Genomic DNA, 20876 nt, shown 5'->3' with positions numbered 1-20876 from the left:
TGTATCGTTATGATACAATCAAGCGTTTTCATTGTATCTTTTTGGAACAAATAAGCAGAATATTTTTAAAAAAGTGACCAATAACCTAATATCCCTACTGATTATAACTTGGCACGGTTTTTGCAATAAGAAAATTATAGGAAGGAGGCGCTTATGAAATCAAGAGTAGAGAAATTTCATTTGTACACAATGGAGGAAAGAGTAAACTGGGTAAAGAACTTTGTTGGACTATCACAAGAGGACGTAAGCTTGTATGAAAATCATGGAGCATTGGGGAAGGATTTATCTGAACTACTAATTGAAAACACAATAGGTGTTATGGAAATTCCAATTGGGTTAGCGATGAACTTTATTATCAATGAGAGAGAAACGGTAGTACCGATGGCTGTAGAGGAATCTTCTGTAGTTGCAGCAGCAAGCAATGGTGCAAGGTTGGCAAGAAGATTTGGAGGTTTTCAAACAACGGTGGATGAATCCATCATGTTCTCTCAAATTCAAATTTTAGATTGTCATGATCCTTACGGTGCAATGTTTAAAGTGTTGGAAAAGAAAGAAGAGATTCTACGGCTAGCAAATGAGCAAGATCCCATATTGGTGAGTTTGGGTGGAGGAGCAAAAAATATTGAAGCCCGTGTTATTGGGCAGAAAAATAAACCGATGTTGGTTCTTCACTTGATTGTAAATACACTAGATGCAATGGGAGCAAATGCTGCAAATACAATGGCAGAAAAAGTTTCCCCATTAATAGAAGAAATAACGGGTGGTGATGTTAACTTAAGAATCATTTCCAACTTTGCAGACAAACGGTTAGCTCGAACACGTTGTGTTATTCATAAAGACGATATTGGTGGAGAACAAGTGGTCGATCGAATCGTCTCTGCATATGAATTTGCAGCAATCGATCCATACCGGGCGGCAACCCATAACAAGGGTATCATGAACGGAATCTCAGCTGTCATATTAGCAACTGGTAATGATACACGGGCTATTGAAGCGGGGGCTCATGTTTACGCTAGTAGAAACGGCCATTATACATCATTATCTCATTGGGAGAAAAATAAGGACGGTCATTTAGTAGGTACACTTGAATTGCCGTTAGCTGTTGGGATAATAGGAGGCACGACTGCACTGCACCCTAAAGCAAAAACAAATTTAAAAATTATGAACGTAGAATCTGCTCGGCAATTAGCAGAAATTATTGTGTCGGTTGGTTTGGCTCAAAATCTTACAGCCTTAAAAGCGCTCTCTACAGAGGGAGTGCAAAAAGGACATATGAAACTACATGCAAAAAACATCGCTGTTATGGCTGGAGCAACTGGTGAAAACATCGATATTGTTGCAGGCAAAATCGTTGAAGCTGGTAAGGTTAGGGTAGACTTTGCGAAAGAAGTTTTATCACACTTGCAAAAAGTATAAGGAGAGTGAACGTATGTCCAACTTAAAACCGGAAGTAGGCAGTAATACATCTCCAGAATTACAAACAGAGAAAGAAACGATTGAGATATGGGGAGATAATGTCAATATAAAGGATTTGCTCCTAGCGATTTTCATTTGTGTGGTCACCACTTTAGGTGGCTACTTAATTGCACCGGCGGAACCTCCTAAACCACTAGTTTTCGGTCTTGTAGGTGGAGTAATCGGATTTATTATTTCTACTATCATTATTAAGCCAAAAAGGACCATAACATATAGTGGGGAGGAGGAATAATGGATCCAATACTAATTTTACAAATGATCCTTGCAGCTATCATCGCTGCATCCCTTTATACATTGATTGGTATCGCTCCAGGGACCGATGAAACGGCAGTATTAGCCCCTGTTACACTTGTATTAGTATTAACCGGATTTCCGCCAGAGGTTGTATTAGCATTCTTTATGTCTGCTATCGTTGCCAAAAAATTAACGGACTCCATCCCTGTTGCAGTCGCTGGAATACCTGGCGGCGTAATGTCAGCTCCGATGGTCGACCATGCAATGGTGTTAAAGCAACATGGAAGGCCAGATGTTAGTATCAGAAAAATGGCTTCCGGTTCTGTAATCGGAACACTAGTAGCTGTACCATTAAGCATCTTTTTTGCAAGCGCTATCATACCGATTGGTGACTATATTAAAGATTATGCAAACCTATTATTCTTTGCTGGAGCCATCTTCTTAGCCTTGATTAGTAAGAATAAATGGTTAGCTATAGCATTAATTGTTCCTTTTGCATTGTTAATACAAGGTTTAAGGCACCTCTATTGGGGAATAGGCGCTGTTCCTGAAGGTACAAACGTCTTTGTATCCTTCTTCCTTGGAATTACCATAGGTCCTGTAATTTATAGTTTATTCCAATTAATGAACAAAAGCTTTAGAGAGAAGTTACAGCCATTAGGTAATAAACAAATCACAATGATGAAAACCGAAAAAGTGAAAGGCTTCCCAAATCCATTTAAAATATTGGATAAAAAAGAAATTGGTTCAGCAAGCATTGCATCCTTTTTTGGATCTATTACCTTCTTCATGAGCCCAGTAGGGATGACAATATTTATTGGAGAAACATTAACAAGTAAAATTAAGGATCCAATTAAACGAGCTTCCAGAGCAATCTCGAGTATGGATGGATTAACAAACGCTGCATATATAGCAGGAGTTCTAATTCCATTGATCGCAATTGGGGTACCATTGTCACCAATGGCCATTGGTCCTGCAAACGCGCTCTTTAACGCTCCACCTGTATATACTGTTGAAAACAATATTCATCATATTTTAAGTACATCAGAAATTGTGGTGGCAACCATCATTGGAGCATTTGTAGCCTTAGCTATTACTTTCTATGTTACCATCAAATACTCCCAACAAATCTGTGCTTTTGTATTTAAATATGTTCCACACGAAGCGATGTTAGCATTATTTGTAGGCTTAGTTGTTATGCTAGCATTCATGGATGCGGGATTAATCAACATTTTTGGTGTACTCCTAATTGGCCTAGTAGCTGGTCTCCTACACCGTTGGGGAATTAACTATGGTATTCAATTCATGGTATTATACGCTGCTCCTTGGATTGTAACGAAGTTAATGGGAATGTAATAAACGTAATTCCACTTGAAAGATTGGGAGGTAACCTCTCAATCTTTTTTGATGGGATGTTTATTGGTGGGCAAGTTCTCGAGTAAGTCTCTTTAACCTTTTTTAAAAATAGTAGTATTCTCGATTCGAATGGAATCTACTTCTCCACAGCTTAGACAAAATGTATAGATTTTATTTGCTCCTGTTATTGCCAATTTGCTGGTTCTAATAGGCATATAGTCTGTTCCTTCTGCAAATTCTGTACATCCACATTTAAGGCATTTTCTATTTTCCATATCAACTAATCTCCTTTCCTTGTATATATGTGAAAGTTAACCTAACTCTATCTACGGTTGTTAGCTTAGATATGTTTCAAAATTAAATAAGTACTTAAATAATGGGAGAGGTCACTTGAGCAATTTAGTGTAACTAATATGTAAGGGACATGCAGGAACAACCAACAAACCTCAATTTGATTCCCCTTGTTACTTGGAGTTATACTGAATATCGATATTTAAACAAACGTTTGTTGAACTAAGATTTTTGTATTATATTGATAGGATTAATTGTTGGTGGAGGAATTCGCCTCCATTCCCCTAAAAAGAAAACCTCTCCCTAATCACCCTAGCTACTTCCCCCGCACTCAAGTCTGTATTATCAATTTTAATATAGTTCTCAAATGTTATCTCCCCATCCAATGAATTCAACCGATGCTTATCCAGCGTCTCCATCAGATCTCTTTCCGACCACTCTAGGTCTCGCTTTTTCGGCTTATGTTCCAGTCGGTTTGGCGTTTTGTTTCGCTCCAGGCGCTCGTCTAGATCCGCCTCCAACTCTACGTAGTAAACAGTAGCTCCTCTAGACTCAAACAGCTTGGATAGATTTCTCACGTACTCCCAATCCGACTCCATATCGAACATCCAGACATAGGTAAACATCATGCCATACATATCACTTTTAGAAACCTCTTCGAATATTTCCTGCCGAAACAGATTCACTAACCGCTTGGCTTCCTTGGTGCTGTAATCAAAAAAATGACCAACTAAGTCAATTGTCATATGGTTATGAAATAGTTTCAAATCCGTTATTTTTGCTAACTCCTGGCCCACGGTCATTTTGCCAACCGCTTGCGGGCCGAATATGTGTACAAACTTCATGAGATCGCTCCTTATAAGTCTATTAGATTTGTAGTGAAAAAATTAATCTGCCAATCGATCTAACCATTCATGTACTAAGGCGTTAAAAGTTAGTGGTTGTTCAATTTGAAGATTGTGACCGGCCCCATCCAATGCTACAAAAGTTCCGCGTGGATATTTTTCTTGTAATTCAAGCGCGTCCTTATATCCGACAATAGAATCCTGTTTTCCCAATAGAAATAAGCTAGGCCTAATAAAGTCAGATTGATCCACCTCAAATGAAAATCCATAGTTTTTATGGACCTTTTCAAGAAAACGTTTATCTGCAATCTGGACACCACTCAATATTTCTTGGTTATACCTTAACCAAGTCGACTCATCAAGAACAACATTATTACTTCTGAAGTCCTCTAACTCGCTTTGTGTTAGTGTTTCAATGAATTTTTTATCTGTTTTTACTATTTGATGCTGCCCAACGGTTCTATCTTTTGCATATGGTTTTATAACCGGGCAAATAAAAGCCGCACCTAGTATTCGTTGAATTTGTGTATGAATGATGCCCCTAGCTATGTAACCACCATAAGATTCACCAACTACTACATAATCTTGATCGGGAATAATAGTTTGAATAAAATTCACTACAGCATTCAGCATTTCGTCGGAGCTACTAATCTCGTGATAATTTCTTGATTGGCCCATTCCTGGAAGATCAATATATATGCGGCGCCATCCATTCCTTTTTTCAAAGACCGGCTCCATGCAACCACTCATTAAACGATGGTCTGGTGAGTAACCGTGGATCATGATGATAGGTGTGCCTTCCCCTATATCTTCATAAAATAGTTCTGCTTGCCGAACTTTACAATAAGCCATATGTAACCCTACTTTCTTTATTTTTAAGTTTCTAAGTTTTTTAGTTTTTTAACCAAGAGGTCGTTTGTGGAATACCTGTTGTGCAGGCCATTCAATCTTAAAAGATTGAATCTTTTTAACATAATGTACCATATTTTTGTTTTAATAAATGGAAAAATAAAATATTTCTGACAGGTTATAGGTCTTTTGTTATGGAATTATATGTTAAAATATAGGTGAACTTAAGGGAATTTCACGGAAGAGGGGGAGTCAGTTTGTTTTATGAAAACTTTAATGTTTTAATTTATGGATTTTTGGTTTGGTGGGTCATACTCCTTGCTTTTAAAAGGTTTCCTAGCAGCTATCCTCACAATAATACTTGGAAAAAAGACATTTTCATTACGTTTATTCAAAGTGTGATTTTGTTTGCAGTCTTTCAAGTTATCATTTATTTTCAATAGCAAAGAAGGGTGTATGGATGATATACAAAATCCTATTATATATGGCAATAACCATTTTTATACTAAATTATTATGTTGGACCTACGTTCTTAAACATTGATAGTAGTAATACGGGCCTATTTATTGGATTAATGTTGATATGTATAGTTATTGGCCATATTCTAAGGCGAGAAAAATAAGGTGATTGGGACAATGGGTTAACGTGGCTGTCCCCTCAACCCGCTCAGAGTGTAAATCTCTGGGCATTTTTTGTTTATGAAAATTTGGAGAAATAATGATATTCTAACAATCGTTTGTTAAAAAACATTCAAAAATAAATGGTAAATACTACATTTTTAGTGTAAAATTACACTAAAAATAATAAGGAGGATGGATATGTCATTCTTAACAATTGTTGCGGTTCTTATAATTGGTCTTGTGATGCTAGTTATCGGCTACTTTACTAAAAAAAGTTGGATTAAAATACTGTCCCTAATACCTATAGTGATTTCCATGATCCAAATTATTCAATTACTGAATATGTAAGTGTTTGAATAAGCTACAATGGACCGAAGTGCTTGCCTCCTCGACTCCTCCTCCCCTCGACTCGCCCATTTTGCTGGGTACAAGTTTATAGACTCATGTCTCATGAATAGGATGGTTTGAAAGAACTTTAAGGAGTGTAGCGAAAAGTGAATATAAACTATAATTTTCGTCAGGATCAGCGAAGAATTCCAGGCTTTGGTTTAGGGGGATTTGGTTCAGGCTTTGGTGTCCGTCCCGGTCTAGGATTTGGTCGTCCAGGATTTGGCCGTCCCGGCTTTGGCTTTGGTTTTGGTCTTCCATTTGTAACAGGATTGGCAGCAGGGGCATTATTAACACCGCGACCATATCCGTACTATCCGTACTATCCATACCCACCGTATCCATACCAGCCGTATCCTTATTATTAATGGGGTAAAGTACTGCACAATTGAACGCCATCCTTAAATAAGGATGGCGTTATTTCAGCGCTTATCTTTTATAGGGTAAGTGTCTTTTTTATTCCTGAGAAAAAGATTGAGTTAATCATTCTCTTTTGAAATAATTGGTATTGATCGATGATTCAAGTATATGAGTGAGGTCAATAGCATTAGAGCGGAGGTAGGGTAGGTGACTAGTTAAATGGGCCGGCGTGCCTGTCCCCACGACCCGCCAAAAATAGAGGTGACACGATGAAGAAAACTAATCCGATTTATGTAGAAATACCAATTAAGGCTCCAATAGACGATGTATGGGAAAAAACTCAGAATCCTAAGCTCCATGAACAGTGGGATTTGCGTTTTTCTTCTATTACGTATTTACCAAAGGAAACAGAAGATAGTCCGCAATCCTTTTTATATGAAACGAATATAGGGTGCGGGGTGAAAGTCGCTGGTTGGGGGAAAAGTATCGGCACACATGATAAGAAGGATGGCTCCAAAACATCTTCTCTTCACTTCGGTACTGATCAAAAGATTTCACCAATAAGCGAAGGGAAGGGCTATTGGCGATACATACCGACTACTAACGGAATTACATTTTTAACTCAATATGACTATGATGTACGTTATGGATGGTTTGGGAGATTATTAGATTTCTTTTTCCGTCCTGTTATGGGTTGGGGAACTGCGTTAAGCTTTGATGTATTGAAGCGCTGGGTGGAGAAAGGAGAGACACCGCGGACACAATATGTGCGGTTCTTTAGTACCGTAGCCATGACGATGCTCTTTTTCTTTGTTTGGTTGTACCAAGGGCTAGTTCCGAAGATAATCGCTCAGCATCCTGAGGAAGTGGCGATGTTAGCAAGTTTAACGTCCGTAGAGGGAACTGCTGCAACAAAGGCTGTAGGAATAATAGGAATCCTCGAGATTTTATTTGGAGTGGTTTGGCTTCTTTATCGTAAAAAAAGACATTTATTTGCTCTGCAGATAATTGCTTTTCCGGTATTAATGGTTAGTGCCTTGATTGCTAGTTCGACAATCGCTACGCATCCATTTAATCCTGTCACGTTTAATGCAAGTCTATGGGTTCTTTCCCTCATTGGTTTCTTACTAGCGAAGGATGTACCAACTGCAGCAAGTTGCAAGCGCAAAAGAAAGGGGGATTCCCAGTGACAATCTACCAAGAGCTCTTAGGGGAGGATTTTCAAAAACTTCACCCGAAGCTACAAGCCCGGTATTCCCTTTCTGTTGATAAACCGTTCTCTGGGGTTGGAACGATGACAAAGATTGAAGCAGGTGCGAGCTGGCTAAAGCCTTTTTTAACACTAGCAACGCGCTGGCAATTTCTTTTCCCCGAAAGTGGAGAGAATGTGCCTTTTACGATAAAAAATACTTGCCGAACATTGCCAAATGGGGAGGCAGAAATATATTGGGAGCGGTCTTTTAATTTTGAAAAGGTGACGCGGAAATTTAATGCGTTCATGACCATTGATCCAAAACGGGGCGTAGTGAAGGATTATTTAGGGGAGCCGAGCTTATTTTATTCCGATTTAACATTACGGGTGACACCTGAAGGGCACATGCAAATTCTCTCCGGACTTCAGCGCGTCGTATTAGGAAAACTGGAGATTCCTATTCTTCGATTTTTAGAAGGAGTGGTGACCGTGGAGGAAGGTTATGATGAGGACAGGGAAGTATTTACGATTCAAGTGAATATACAAAACCCCATTGTAGGGAGGGTGATGGCTTATGAAGGCGAATTTACAGCGCAGTCTCTTTAATCCCATTACTCTTGCAGGGATGTTCTTTTTTCTAGGAAGTAGCCTATTGATAGCGGAACCTTATTTGTTAATGCTAACAGCTGCACAGTTGATTTTTGTTCCCCTTATGCTTCAGTTACTGATTAACGTAAAGAGAAAGCATATTATTTTCACGTGGATTGCCATGTTCTCTATTCTTCTATTGCAAGTGGTCACATCCACTACAGGGCAGATGGTTCTTGCTTTCATCTATTTGCTTTTCACGTTTTTTGTTGCACTTTACGGATTAAAGCGATTCTTTAAGCGCGGTTTTACGAACTGGGCGGAAATATCCATTGATATTGGGATGATGTATTTATTTGTAGGGGGACTATGGTTCTTTGCGTATGTTGCGGGAATTGATACTGGCTTTAGTCCGCTAATCACGTGGTTAACAGCTATTCATTTTCATTACTCAGCCTTTCTATTTCCGGTCTCGTTAGGGTTTTTTGGGCGTTTACACGATTCCAGATGGTATCCCTTCATTGTATGCAGTATTTTAGCAGGTCCGATGCTTGTTGCCATTGGGATTACATTTTGGCCATTATTAGAATTCCTTTCTGTCCTTGTGTACATAGTTGCTATTTATTGCTTGATTGTACTTTCCTTCCGGACAAGTTTTGCTTCCGGATTGCAGGCATTTTTAATAAGGCTCTCTTATAGTTCGCTTGGCATCACCATCGTCTTTTCCTTGCTGTATGCAGCCAATAGCGCGTTTGGAAGCTGGTTTGTTAGCATCGACTTTATGCTTATTTTCCATGGTTTATTCAATTGTTTAATTTTCGGCATGCTAGGTGTCCTCGGCTGGGTGATGGCACCTCCTACCTCGAAGCAGTCTGTCTGGAATTTTCCAGTGAGCCAAATACGGGGTGAACTAAAAGAAGCAGGTGAGCCGCGGGCAGGACTGGTGGAAAATTTACATGATTTTGTAGATGTAAAATCTATCCCCAAAACGGTCGTCCATTTTTATGAGCAGACAGAACGTTATCAGTTAGTCGCTTCGGTAAAATGGGCGACTTGGTTCAAACCTTTCGCATGGTGCTACAAATTAATTAGTACCCGACTGCAGCAACTAAACCTGCCGATCTCAAGTAAGCCTACTGAAATGACCTTTACAATCCGTTCTGTTGATCCCGCGCGTGATGGAAGAAAAAGTCCCCGGGCCTGGATTCGTCAGGTGAAAAACAATACCGTATTTGTGGCCATCTATTCTCAGCATGAGACTGAGGGCACAACGTATATGAATATAGCACTTCCACTTCCCTATTCATCTATGATTGGAATATTACAGCTACATACTGTGGATGGCTCGCTTGTGCTCACAAGTGAAGGTGAAGGGGACCAGGGAATATATTTAGCAGTTGGGAAGACGGTTTTCAAGCTGCCCTTATCGGAGTACTTTTTGATTAGGGAGACAAGTGAAGGGGAGCTCACCGCCTATCATAAAATGAAGATCTTTGGGGTGCCATTTTTGAGGATTGATTACAATATTATTCAAAAATAAACGTGAAAATATAATGAAATACTAAATGGAGGAGATCTGTTATATGTTATCGAAGAATGGACCATCAGAACAAGAGGGAATTAAAAAAGATAAAAAAATATCATTAATTCATTCTAAGAGTTTAGCTCCAGTTGATTACGCATATGCAAGTCGAGTACCTTCGGGGATGGATTTGCTATTTCTGGCAGGAGCCTGTCCACTTAATAAAGATGGAAAAGTTCCAGATTCAAGTAATTATGAGCATCAAGCAAAAATTTGTGTGGAGAACTTGAAAGAAGCATTGAAAGAGTGTGATGCTTCTTTGGCTGACGTTGTTTATACTAGAGTACTTGTTGCTTCTCAGAACCGTTCAGATTTAGTAATCGCATGGGAGGCAATTAGAAATGAGTTTGGCGATCATGATGTTCCAAGTACCTTATCTGGAGTTACAGTATTAGGATATCAAGATCAATTGGTGGAAATCGAAGCTGTAGCAGCTGTAGAAAAACTTTCGAAATGATCTTTTTAAGTAGTTTTCCTTTGAAGAAATTTGTGAGAAGGTTTTAATTGTCTAAAGCCTGGAGGTTGAGGGAGGAAATTAATATGCTGTTTATGTTGATTGTCAAAGCCTCGAAGAATTCGGAAACAGGAAATCGCCCGAACCCTGAGCTGAATGAAGCGATGACGAGGTACAATGAGGAATTGGTGAAGGCAGGCGTGAGGGTGATGGCTAAAGGACTTCATCCAAGTGCCAATGGGCTTCGCATTTCGTTTCCGAAGTCAGGGGAGGAGCGGGTTGTTACGGAGGGTCCATTTACGGAAACGAACGAATTGGTTGCCGGGTTCATTTTAATCGATGTGGAGTCAAGGGAAGAGGCAGTCAAGTGGGCCATGCGGATGCCGGACCCACAAGGTTATGGAGAAGGGCAGATTGAATTGCGTCAAGTGTTTGAGTGAGGCCAAGTGGTAATTATATTTTCTTCTGGGAATAGATTGGTATTTTCAGATGCCTTGAGTCCTTGTAGTATGTCAAATGCGATGGGCTTTTTTGGGATTCAGTTTATGTCGGTACCATTTACAGCAAGGAATGATTGGGAATCAACCTAGGCTGCTTTTTATTTTTATGTATGGAACCATGAAGATGATAGTCGTAGGTGGATTGACCCTTCGTTTGAATTCTTTATAAATGGTGCTTATCCTTTATTAAAGTTTTTTTCTGTCCATAAAAAAATATCTGTAATGAACTTAGCAATCGTTATTACAATTAGATATCCAATAAAGAGATACAAATAATTTGTATTTCCATATAGCCTGAATAACCCGAGAGCTACAAGTAAAGGTTTAAAAACAAATGATAAAATGGCAGAAGTAATAATCATATACACATAGTAATTTTTTTTACTATTTAACGTCCATTGGTAAACGAGCATAAAAGTAACAGGAATGAAACTTGAATCAAGTGATAAGCCTGGGATTATTGGTATAACTGGAAAAGGATAATTCAAAAAACCTAAGTTCTTTGAAAATGTATCAACATATCCAAATATTACATGGATGCTGTAACCAAAAAAACCCATAAAAAAGATTTTGTTTTTATCAATTTTAAAAAATAGGTAGGTTAAAGGCACGATAAGAAGTAAAACCATTAAAAAGTATTCAAATGAAGTATAAAGTGCAAAATCTATCCAGTAATTATTTAGCGCCTTTTGCGCTTCTTTACCCATTTTCACTATTTTATCAAATTGCTCAAGACGATTAGCAGCCATAAGTTAATTCACCTTTTTCAGGAAATAAGTATATGGATATTATTTGTTTGTATGTAATTTTATATTCTCAATATTGGTTAGGATTGATATGACTGTTATAAGTCATATACTACGTTTGAAGAAAAAGTAGTTGGCTTTTTAATGTACTATTCTGTTCAAGAAGAACTTGATGGATATTGGGTATATAGAATAATGGTGGATATGGAATTCTAAGGCAAGGGAATAGGCAAAGCGAGTGCAGCATAGTGGCTCGTAGTCGTCTTTTCTTTGCTTTTGGGTCCGGTATCGTATTCTTCATTCATAGGAGACAAGAGTTGAGGATCTAAGCTGTCGTGAAGACAGCTTTTTCTTATTGAGCTAACAAGGTAGGGGAAATTGATATGCACCTTTTGTAAGGGCATTGAATATAGACTACGATGAACTTAATTAGCTCATTAACGATCAAATAATAATACTTAATAACAATTTTGCAATGTTTTTCATTAATGATTTTAGATTTTTTACAAGCTGAAGGGCTTCAAAATAAATTTTATTTTAAGCTTTAATATGTTCATTAGATAGATCGATAAACGCTTTTAAAAAAGAATTTAACGATTTGTCTTTATGCCAAGCAAGTTGAGTGAAAATGGGAGGAAATTGCTTTTGGAATTTAATCTTTACTAAGGTTCCCTCTTTAATTTCTTTCTCAACCACCATAAGAGGTAGAATACCGATTCCAATCCCTGCAATGGCACATTGTTTTATGGCCTCAATGCTGACGAATTCTAATTTATTGATATTAAAATTACTTTTTTGATCTAATACTTCTTCAAATACTTGTCTATATGAACAACCTCTTTCAGTCATTAAGAATGGTGTATCCATAAGTTGATCGAAGGAAACATCAGAGTCAAAATTAATAGACTGTTGTGGAGAAGCAACTAAAACTAGTTCATCTTGAATCAGTGATTCAATAACCAAGTTCTCGATTTGTTTAATTCTATCAGTAAAAATTGCTAGATCTAGCTCTCCCTCCAACAGTTGTTTCTTTATTATATCTTCAGAGTTTGCAGGTTTGAAAATAATTTTGACATTTGGATGATTTTTTTGAAATTCTTTTAATATTGAAGGTAGCCTGTAGGTGCATTGACTCTCTTGAGCACCAATTTTTATAAGTATACTTTTATCACCATCTTTAATTAAAAGCTCTGCTTCATCATGCGTATCAATTATTTTTTTTGCATATATTTTTAATTTTTCACCAGAAGGAGTTAAAATTTTTTTTTTCCTAACCTTTCAAAAAGGAGACTTTCCAATTCAGTTTCTAAACTTTTTATGTGAGACGTTACACTAGATTGTGCGAAATTTAACTTTTTTGCTGCATGTGTAAAATTTAGTGTTTGACTCACAACTAAAAAGGTTTTCAGCTTTTTTATTTCCAATGTGCTATTCCTCCGATCGGTTTTTCAAATGATAACGATCTGAATAATCAGTTTTACTGATTGTATCTACTAGTTTAGTATTTTATATAAGAAAGTCAATAAGGAATGAGGTGTTGAGATGTCTATCATGAAGAAAAATTTCTCTTTCTTTTTTCTCGCTGATATTATCTCTGGTTTCGGAGTCGGTATGGCAACTATTGGTGCCAACTGGTTTTTGATGGAGGAGACAGGTTCATTAAGTGCAGTAGGGATTATGTTATCGTTAAACGTTATTTCTGGGTTTTTAGTATCCCCTTTTACCGGTACGAATACCGACACGTTTACCGTAAAATGGTTATTCAGGCAACTTTTTTATTAAGGGCACTATCTATAGGGATTTTGACTGTATTATTTATGAATGGAGGTTTCGAACTAAGTTACATATATGCTTTTGCTATCATTAATGGGATCGGTTGGAGTATATACATGTCTGCATCAAGAAGTCTACTACAGGAATTAGTAGAAGAAGATAACCTTTCTAAAGGCAATTCTTTTTTAGAAATAAGTTTGCAAGTAGGAATGTTTATGGCTGGTGCAGCATCAGGATTTATTTATAAATTTGCAGGATTTGAAACTATCCTTATGATTAATACATTTATATTTTTAATCAGCAGTTTGCTCATTACTTTTGTGAAATACTCATCGATACCACTTGAGAAAAACGGCGAAAGTTACCTTACAACATTTAAAAAAGGACTATTTTATCTAGGATCCAATAGAGTAACATTCGCATTAGGGCTTGTCTCAATTGTCCCACTTGTCGGTACAATGATCTACAACGTTGTTCTTCCTGGCTATGTAAGCGATACGCTTAATGCAGACTCCATTGTTTTTGGTTTTTCTGATATGGCCTATGGTATAGGAGGATTAGCATCAGGATTCATTGCAGCCGCATTTGCAAAAAAGATCTCGGAAAATAAAGCGATCAGTTCTATTTTTATTTTAGCCGTTTTAACTTTATTAATTATCTCACTCAATAAATTAGTCATTTTAATTTATATAGGAAGCTTTTTAATCGGGTTTTCCAATTCATCTTTAAGGATTATTATGAATACCATGCTTATGGAAATTGTACCGAAAGCGCTAATGGGTAGAGCATTATCCGTTTGGATGGGAATTGCATTACTTCTGCAAGCCATTCTTGCTAGTGTGATGGGTGTATTAATTGATCTATTCTCACCAAGTATAGGTTTCCTTTGTATGAGTGGACTCATGGCAACTGGCTTACTTATACACTTCTTAATTACAAAAGATATGAACAAAATATGTCTTAAAAAAGAGGCGATATAAATGAAGATAGGTGTTATATATGGAAGTACTAGAGATCTTGGGAATACCGAGTTACTCGCAGAACATGTCATAAAAGGATTGAATGTAAGAAAGATTTTTTTAAAAGATTATGAGATAGAAGATATTGAAGACCGCAGGCATGAACCAGGGGGATTTCTTGACGTAGAAGACGATTATAATCAGCTCGTTGAAATCATGCTAGATTGTGACGTACTTATATTTGCAACACCAATCTATTGGTATGGAATGTCAGGGATTATGAAAACGTTTATTGACAGATGGTCTCAAGTCATGAGAGATGAAAAATATCCTCATTTTAAAGATGAAATGTCTAGAAAATCTGCTTATATTCTCGCAGTTGGTGGAGATGACCCTCAAACGAAAGGGGTACCTTTAGTCGAGCAATTCAAATATATTTGTAGATTTATAGGTTTGGAATTTCAAGATTATATCTTAGGTGAGGGTGTCAAACCAAATGATATTCTAGAAGATAAAAATTCTATAGATAAAGCTCTGAAAATAAATGAAATATTAGTCACAATTGAGAAAAGAATACAAAATTAATCAAAAACAGTAAAGACTAATTGTTCTTTTAACTTTGTTCAGCAATCGGGCCATTTAATGGAGTACAGGGCAGGAATATTTTGTGGGGAAGTCGAAGTTGTTTTATCGAATAGTATCTACGGTATCGAATTTTTGAATTTGAACATGATGGCATTCACGAAATAAGGTTCGCGAATATTCGAATAGTAGAGAGTTTACAAAGTGTTGCTCGTTAACAAGATGTTAAATGACATACCCGAAAGCCCAATTTCACTTTTTCCTAAACTGAGACAAGGTGTTTGTTGTTTGGAAGGAATATGAAACTTTTTAATAGAATAATTATGAAGATGATCAGAAAATTAATATTTATACATAAGGAGAAAAAACTATGGCAAATAACAAATTACTAAGAATGGACAATGTCGCCATCGTTGTAGAATCCCTTGATGACGCAATCTCTTTCTTCGAGGAGATTGGCCTGAACCTCGAAGGGCGAGCCACTGTCGAAGGTGAATGGGCTGGTCGCGTAACCGGATTGGGTTCTCAGTGCGTAGAGATTGCTATGATGGTTACCCCAGATGGCCACAGCCGACTTGAACTTTCGCGATTTCTCACCCCACCTACTATATCAGATCACCGGACTGCTCCTGTAAACGCCCTCGGTTATCTACGCGTCATGTTCACCGTTGAAGACATTGATGAAATGGTATCCAGACTCACTAAGTATGGTGCTCAGCTCGTTGGCGAAGTGGTTCAGTACGAGGACTCGTATCGGCTCTGCTACATTCGTGGAACCGAAGGACTTCTAATCGGTTTGGCGGAACAACTCGGTAACAAATAAATAAGTGACGGTTATACCAATGTCTCTCGCAGGTTACTATTATTAGCTACTGAATATTCGATGGGGGTGGATTCTGTTGAGCATGAAAGTTGAAGAAATTATTCGCCAAGTACCAGAGCTAAGCAATGAATTCTTAAGTTTAGAAAATCTTAGAGGAGGGCTGTGCAACCAAACCTATAAGGTACAAACGAAACAAAGTTCATATGTTCTTCGCATCAATAGCAGGCAAAATGAGTATTTGAACCTGACACGTCGCTCTGAAGTAGAAGTGATGAAGAAGGCAAACATCGAAGGGTTTGCTCCTAAAGTGATTCACAGTAATAACCCGGAACAATTTATAGTGACTGAATTTCTTGAAGGGCGAATGCTTGAGAAAAATGACCTGAACTCCGATAATATCAAAGGAATGATTATGGATCGCCTCAAACGAATACATCGTATAAAAGGTAAAAGTAGAACATGTACCCCTTACGATTTAATTCATGGATATTTGAAAGGAGCAGATCAGTTTCAAGTAAAACATCCTGATGGATTAAACCGAATTTTGCATCGAGTAGAGAAAATTGCGCATAAGCGGAATAATGACAAAGAATATAATAACAAATTCTGTCACAATGATTCCTTTTTATGCAATATGATCTATACAGGTCAACAGTTGCAAATTATTGATTGGGAATTGTCGGGAGTCGGAGATATATTTTTCGAATTGACGCTTATACCGTTTACAAACCAGTTCAGTGAAACAGATGAGCGTGAGTGGTTGAAGTTATACTTCGGATATTTCGATGAGGAAATGTTTCATATTTTTCAGGACATGAAATTTGTGGCGATGGTTAGAGAGGTTGCGTGGGGGATGTTTTACAGCGGTCTTACTAAGGGAGAAAGTCACAATGACTTTGATTACTACAATTTTGCCGAATATTGTATCCAGCGAATAGAACATGGGATTTATCAATTATGATGGTGTAGATGCTCTCACTTCATTTTATTAATAGAGACAAAAATGAAGTTTAGTATTTAGTAAGGCATGTTCTTCTGTTAAAGGGCGCTATTCTGGAGTAATGATAAAGGTCCAATTTCTTAATTTTAATGTTAAGAAATTGGGCTTTTTATATTTATTTATAGTGCAAAATAGCGCTTAAAATAGGTGCAAAATAACTCCTAAAGTGACAGTTGTATATTCTGGAATTACCATAATTGATTTTCATGTCAACCGGTTGACATATGAAAACGCTTACTATATATTGGTTTGTAATAAGTTGCTTTCATATATGTTAACCAGTTGACTTGTTGTGGTGGAACTACTTTGTCTAAGTGAAAATGTGTGGTGAAAAGAAGTTGATTTGAGGTAAAGCAAGAGGAGCAATCAAATTTAATATGAAAAGGAGTTTTGTTTTTGAATCATGTAATGAAAAAAGAAAATGTCGTTCGCATTTGGTTTTTATTCATTGGAATCGGTTTAATCATGAGTTTACTAATTTTCAATAAAGTAATGGCAACAGAGCATGAGGAGGTTACAGCCATGAAAGCTACAACAAATTTAACCGATTGGGTTATTTATGGTAAAGGTACACTCGAAGATACTATACAAGGATTAAAGCTTACCTCTGAAACTAATGAGAATGTAATGGCGATTTCAAGTGTGCAATCAGAAAATTTTGTATATGAATCTGATATTCAAATATTGGATCAATCTTCAGATGTAACTTTGTTACTCCGGTCTAATGAAGAGGGCTGGGATTCCTATATGGTTCAAATCGTACCGGAAGCAGGTTTGATTCGTCTGCGTGATGCTCGGGACCAAAGTAGATTACTAGAAGAAGTAAATGTAAACATTCAAGAAGGGGGAATCTATCATTTAAAAGTGAAAGTAGTGGAAGATAATATCAAAGTCTACTGGGAAGGTCAATATACCCCCGTGATAGATTCCAATGTATCGCTTTATGATTACGGATACCTTGGCCTTCATGTGTGGAATGGTTCTGCACTATTTCAAAACGTGAAAGTGAGTGAACTTGAAACGAGTTTGGGGCAATCTCTATTTGAAAAAGGGAATTGGGAACCAAACATAAAGGGATTAAAAGGAATAGCTGCACAGAATGAAATAGCTAAAAAAGTGTATGACACACAAACCAACAATTTCGTGTTAGAAGGAAATGTCTCCTTTGATGAAGAACAAACGGAGGCCGGTTTTACATTTCGCATGAATGAGGATGGGACAGAGGGTTATCAAGCTTTGCTTAAGAAGCAGGAAGATGAAGTGGTAGTCCAGTTACAAAAAATAGATGGTACGATACTTGGGGAATCAAGTCGAAGTTTTAAATCGCAGATTAATACCAAACACCATCTGGAATTAATAGTGAATGATGAGCAAATTACAATATATTTAGATGGCTACACAGATCCTGCCGTTGAAGTAACAGACAGTAGCTATAAGGATGGCTTGGCAGGGTTAGCCGTTTTAAACGGTGTAGCGTATTTTCAAGATATTTATTTAGTACCTGCGGAGAATTATTATAAAGAAAATTACAGACCCGATTATCATTATACACCAGCTCGAGGATCGGTCAGTGATCCAAATGGTCTTGTATATTTTGAAGGGGAATACCACCTATTTCACCAAAATGGCGGAAAATGGGCGCATGCAGTTAGTGAGGACCTCATTAATTGGAAACATCTCCCTATCGCTTTGCCTTGGAATGACTATGGACATATATGGTCTGGATCTGCTGTGGCAGATTTGAATAATGATTCCGGGCTTTTTTCAGATTCAGGGGGAAAAGGATTGATTGCCTACTATACTTCTTTTAATCCAGATGCTGATAATGGAAATCAACGAATAGGACTTGCTTATAGTAAAGATAAAGGTCGTACGTGGGAATATTCAAAAGAGCATCCTATTGTTATAGATAATCCTGGAAGTAATGAGGAGGATCCAGGTGGATGGGATTTTCGTGATCCAAAAGTGGTACGTGATGAAGCAAATGATCGCTGGGTGATGGTTGTTTCGGGAGGAGATCATATTAGATTTTTCACCTCTCATGACCTTATACAGTGGGAGCATACCCAGAACTTTGGGTATGGAGATTATATTCGTGGTGGAGTATGGGAATGCCCTGACTTATTTCAGTTGGAAGTCGGAGGTACAGGAGAGAAGAAGTGGGTTCTCATGCTCAGTACAGGGGCAAATCCGAACACAGAGGGATCGGATGCCGAATATTTTATTGGAGAATTAACCCCTGACGGCCAATTTATCAATGACAATCTACCTGGAGAGGTACTAAAAACAGATTACGGGAAGGAATTCTATGCATCTATGTCTTTTGCAAATATGCCGGATAATCGTCGTGTTGCAATGGCGTGGATGACAAATTGGGACTATCCCTTTTCATTCCCTACAGAAGGATGGAATGGTCAATTAACTATTCCGAGAGAATTACGGCTAACCTCAACAGATCAAGGCGTTAGGCTTGCACAATCTCCAATTGAAGAACTAAACACAATTCGAAAATCCGTTTTTGAAGTGAATAATAAACTTGTATCTCCAGACAACGCTCCCAATTTATTAAGTAAAGTAAACGAAGCTTCCTATCAAATAGAAGCAGAAATAGAAATCCCCTCTGGCAGTGATGTAACAGAGTTTGGTTTTCAAGTTCGGGAAGGTGCAGAAGAAAAAACGGTAATTGGATATAATAAATCGGAAGAGCAAATATTTGTTGACCGCTCCGAATCAGGCAGGACGGATTTTTCGAATAAATTTACAACAATTCATTCGACAGCTTTACAACCGAAAAATCAGCGGATTAAATTGAATATCTTGGTGGATAACGGGTCTATTGAGGTTTTTGCAAATAATGGAGAAATTGTTTTTTCAGATCTCATTTTTCCGGATCCCACAAGCAGAGGAGTTAGCTTCTATACTGAAGGTGACAATGTTCAAATTATTTCTTTGAAAGTACACTCTTTCGAGGATATTTGGGATCGAAATAATGATGATGGAGCTCAGATTGTGCTCGATACACGTGAAAAAGAAATGAATATTGGGGATACGCTTGCTGTTAATGTGGCAACGACAGGTTTTAATGGAAAAGGATCGAAAAAACTTAAATGGAAATCATCGGATTCGGATATTGTGAGTCTTCGATCTTTCACTAACAACAAATTTTTAATCGAAGCTTCTGGTGCTGGGAAAGCAACCGTTACAGTTTCCACGCCAAATAACAAGGTGTCCAAAAGCTTTGAAGTGAATGTATTTGAGGGGGATTTTAAGACTAATCTTAGTGGTTGGAAGTCAGATCTTGATAAAGTCAAGTGGATTGCCACTGAAGAAGGAATTCGCGGGTTACATACCGGTGATTCCAATTATATGGCTGAGGATACTGGTGGTGACTTTGTTTATGAAGCAGAGATGACACTTCATGAAACGGGAGGTGCCGGATCCATTCTTTTTCGTGCAAGTGAAGACGGTAGAAGTGGTTATTATTTTAATCTAGATCCTAATATGAACGCTTTCCGTCTTTTTTATAAAATAAATGGAAGCTTTGAAGAACGGATGGTCATCGGTAACGTTCCAGCATTCATACAGCCCGGGAAAACCTATACTGTGAGAATAGTAGCTAAAGGTCCCCATATACAAATTGAAGTAGATGGGAAAAAAGTTATGGATTTAAAAGATGGAACCTTTGCAGAAGGACATTTTGGTTTAAACGTATTTGGGGGCAAAGCTACTTATCAAAATGTAAAGATCAGTAACGTTTCTGAAGCTGCCTTACAAGAAACGACCTTTTCAAATCAAAAAACAGGTCAATCACTTTATGTAACTTCATCACAAAATGGAATACCAGTCACTGCTGACGAAGAGAAGACAATGTGGACTCTTATACCTACCGGTGATGATCATAGCTCGTATTCTATAAGAACGGAAGCAGGTAAAGCTATTGATTTTGATGCAGCCCAGAAGAAAATTCAATTATATGATTATCTCGGTTATGATAACCAAAAGTGGATCATTAAAGAAAACGATAACAAAACCTTAACCATCTTATCTGTGTTTAATGAGGAGGCATTAACACTATCAGAAGAAGGGAAGATCACGATTCAACCATATGATCCAGCCAACTCACGCCAACAGTGGCTACCATCGTATTAAGCCAGGATTCCTGTGTGGCTTGTTAAACAAAATGGGAAGTGATTAGAGGAGGCCACTGAAGAACTATCGCCTCTCAAAGAAAGTTAAATAAAAAAGGCCCGTTTGGTATG

20 protein-coding genes and 2 pseudogenes are annotated in these 20876 nt (G+C 37.7%); 17 read left to right on the top strand and 5 right to left on the bottom strand.

Features of this window, described 5'->3' with window-relative positions; all coding sequences use genetic code 11:
• Window positions 1-153 precede the first annotated feature (153 nt).
• From AB685_RS17330 to AB685_RS17320, 3 genes are read left to right on the top strand one after another with little or no spacing between them, the layout of a single operon-like run.
• Entirely contained in the window at window positions 154-1416 is a 1263-nt protein-coding gene (locus AB685_RS17330; RefSeq protein ID WP_047971860.1) for a hydroxymethylglutaryl-CoA reductase, degradative, read from the top strand.
• 13 nt (window positions 1417-1429) lie between these two features.
• Window positions 1430-1708: a hypothetical protein gene (locus tag AB685_RS17325; RefSeq protein WP_047971859.1), complete on the top strand. Its 279-nt coding sequence runs from the start codon at window positions 1430-1432 to the stop codon at window positions 1706-1708.
• Window positions 1708-3066 (top strand): tripartite tricarboxylate transporter permease, encoded by a 1359-nt coding sequence (locus AB685_RS17320; RefSeq protein WP_047971858.1) that lies wholly within the window; start codon window positions 1708-1710, stop codon window positions 3064-3066. The genes AB685_RS17325 and AB685_RS17320 overlap by 1 nt, the downstream gene beginning before the upstream one ends.
• 92 nt (window positions 3067-3158) lie before the next feature.
• On the opposite strand, the gene AB685_RS17315 is transcribed toward AB685_RS17320, so the two are convergent.
• The 3 genes from AB685_RS17315 to AB685_RS17305 form a co-directional block, all read right to left on the bottom strand.
• The gene (locus AB685_RS17315; RefSeq protein ID WP_047971857.1) at window positions 3159-3341 is read right to left on the bottom strand and encodes a hypothetical protein; all 183 of its coding nucleotides are present in this window, start codon (window positions 3339-3341) and stop codon (window positions 3159-3161) included.
• A 300-nt stretch (window positions 3342-3641) separates the two neighbouring features.
• The gene (locus tag AB685_RS17310; RefSeq protein ID WP_047971856.1) at window positions 3642-4202 is read right to left on the bottom strand and encodes an AAA family ATPase; all 561 of its coding nucleotides are present in this window, start codon (window positions 4200-4202) and stop codon (window positions 3642-3644) included.
• A gap of 42 nt (window positions 4203-4244) precedes the next feature.
• Window positions 4245-5054, bottom strand: coding sequence for an alpha/beta hydrolase (locus tag AB685_RS17305; protein WP_047971855.1), 810 nt, complete (start codon window positions 5052-5054; stop codon window positions 4245-4247).
• A gap of 815 nt (window positions 5055-5869) precedes the next feature.
• Here AB685_RS17305 and AB685_RS31750 point away from each other — a divergent pair.
• From AB685_RS31750 to AB685_RS17270, 7 genes are all read left to right on the top strand, one after another.
• The gene (locus tag AB685_RS31750) at window positions 5870-6019 is read left to right on the top strand and encodes a hypothetical protein (protein ID WP_198530535.1); all 150 of its coding nucleotides are present in this window, start codon (window positions 5870-5872) and stop codon (window positions 6017-6019) included.
• Window positions 6020-6165: 146 nt separating this feature from the next.
• Window positions 6166-6426, top strand: coding sequence for a spore coat protein (locus AB685_RS30460; protein WP_128755894.1), 261 nt, complete (start codon window positions 6166-6168; stop codon window positions 6424-6426).
• Between the two features lie 261 nt (window positions 6427-6687).
• Complete coding sequence (locus AB685_RS17290) at window positions 6688-7608, top strand: DoxX-like family protein (RefSeq protein ID WP_047971852.1); 921 nt, start codon at window positions 6688-6690, stop codon at window positions 7606-7608.
• Window positions 7605-8216: a DUF4166 domain-containing protein gene (locus tag AB685_RS17285; protein WP_047971851.1), complete on the top strand. Its 612-nt coding sequence runs from the start codon at window positions 7605-7607 to the stop codon at window positions 8214-8216. Before AB685_RS17290 ends, AB685_RS17285 begins: the two co-directional genes overlap by 4 nt.
• A complete protein-coding gene (locus AB685_RS17280) occupies window positions 8185-9738 on the top strand; it encodes a YndJ family protein (RefSeq protein ID WP_047971850.1) in 1554 nt (517 codons plus the stop codon). Before AB685_RS17285 ends, AB685_RS17280 begins: the two co-directional genes overlap by 32 nt.
• 43 nt (window positions 9739-9781) lie before the next feature.
• The gene (locus tag AB685_RS17275) at window positions 9782-10237 is read left to right on the top strand and encodes a RidA family protein (RefSeq protein ID WP_047971849.1); all 456 of its coding nucleotides are present in this window, start codon (window positions 9782-9784) and stop codon (window positions 10235-10237) included.
• Between the two features lie 83 nt (window positions 10238-10320).
• Window positions 10321-10674, top strand: a complete 354-nt coding sequence (locus AB685_RS17270; protein WP_047971848.1) for a YciI family protein — start codon at window positions 10321-10323, stop codon at window positions 10672-10674.
• Between the two features lie 236 nt (window positions 10675-10910).
• On the opposite strand, the gene AB685_RS17265 is transcribed toward AB685_RS17270, so the two are convergent.
• Window positions 10911-11483 (bottom strand): hypothetical protein, encoded by a 573-nt coding sequence (locus AB685_RS17265; RefSeq protein WP_047971847.1) that lies wholly within the window; start codon window positions 11481-11483, stop codon window positions 10911-10913.
• Window positions 11484-11597: 114 nt separating this feature from the next.
• On the opposite strand from AB685_RS17265, the pseudogene AB685_RS32145 reads away from it, so the two are divergent.
• A pseudogene (locus AB685_RS32145) lies at window positions 11598-11693 on the top strand (GNAT family N-acetyltransferase); the annotation flags it as partial.
• Window positions 11694-12017: 324 nt separating this feature from the next.
• Here AB685_RS32145 and AB685_RS17260 read toward each other — a convergent pair.
• Window positions 12018-12904: pseudogene (locus AB685_RS17260) on the bottom strand (LysR family transcriptional regulator).
• A 127-nt stretch (window positions 12905-13031) separates the two neighbouring features.
• On the opposite strand from AB685_RS17260, the gene AB685_RS31375 reads away from it, so the two are divergent.
• The 6 genes from AB685_RS31375 to AB685_RS17235 all read left to right on the top strand — a co-directional run bounded on the left by AB685_RS31375 (window position 13032) and on the right by AB685_RS17235 (window position 20766).
• Window positions 13032-13262, top strand: coding sequence for a hypothetical protein (locus tag AB685_RS31375; protein WP_198530534.1), 231 nt, complete (start codon window positions 13032-13034; stop codon window positions 13260-13262).
• Entirely contained in the window at window positions 13235-14233 is a 999-nt protein-coding gene (locus AB685_RS17255) for an MFS transporter (protein ID WP_157860736.1), read from the top strand. The genes AB685_RS31375 and AB685_RS17255 overlap by 28 nt, the downstream gene beginning before the upstream one ends.
• Window positions 14234-14797, top strand: coding sequence for a flavodoxin family protein (locus tag AB685_RS17250; protein ID WP_047971846.1), 564 nt, complete (start codon window positions 14234-14236; stop codon window positions 14795-14797).
• A gap of 367 nt (window positions 14798-15164) precedes the next feature.
• Window positions 15165-15617, top strand: a complete 453-nt coding sequence (locus AB685_RS17245) for a VOC family protein (protein ID WP_047971845.1) — start codon at window positions 15165-15167, stop codon at window positions 15615-15617.
• Window positions 15618-15699: 82 nt separating this feature from the next.
• A complete protein-coding gene (locus tag AB685_RS17240; RefSeq protein ID WP_241773339.1) occupies window positions 15700-16578 on the top strand; it encodes a phosphotransferase in 879 nt (292 codons plus the stop codon).
• A gap of 447 nt (window positions 16579-17025) precedes the next feature.
• Window positions 17026-20766, top strand: a complete 3741-nt coding sequence (locus AB685_RS17235) for a GH32 C-terminal domain-containing protein (protein ID WP_241773333.1) — start codon at window positions 17026-17028, stop codon at window positions 20764-20766.
• Window positions 20767-20876: the final 110 nt, after the last annotated feature.

This window comes from Bacillus sp. LL01, from assembly GCF_001037965.1.
The sequence above is the reverse complement of the archived record's forward strand: the minus strand, read 5'-3'. Positions and strand labels throughout refer to the sequence as shown.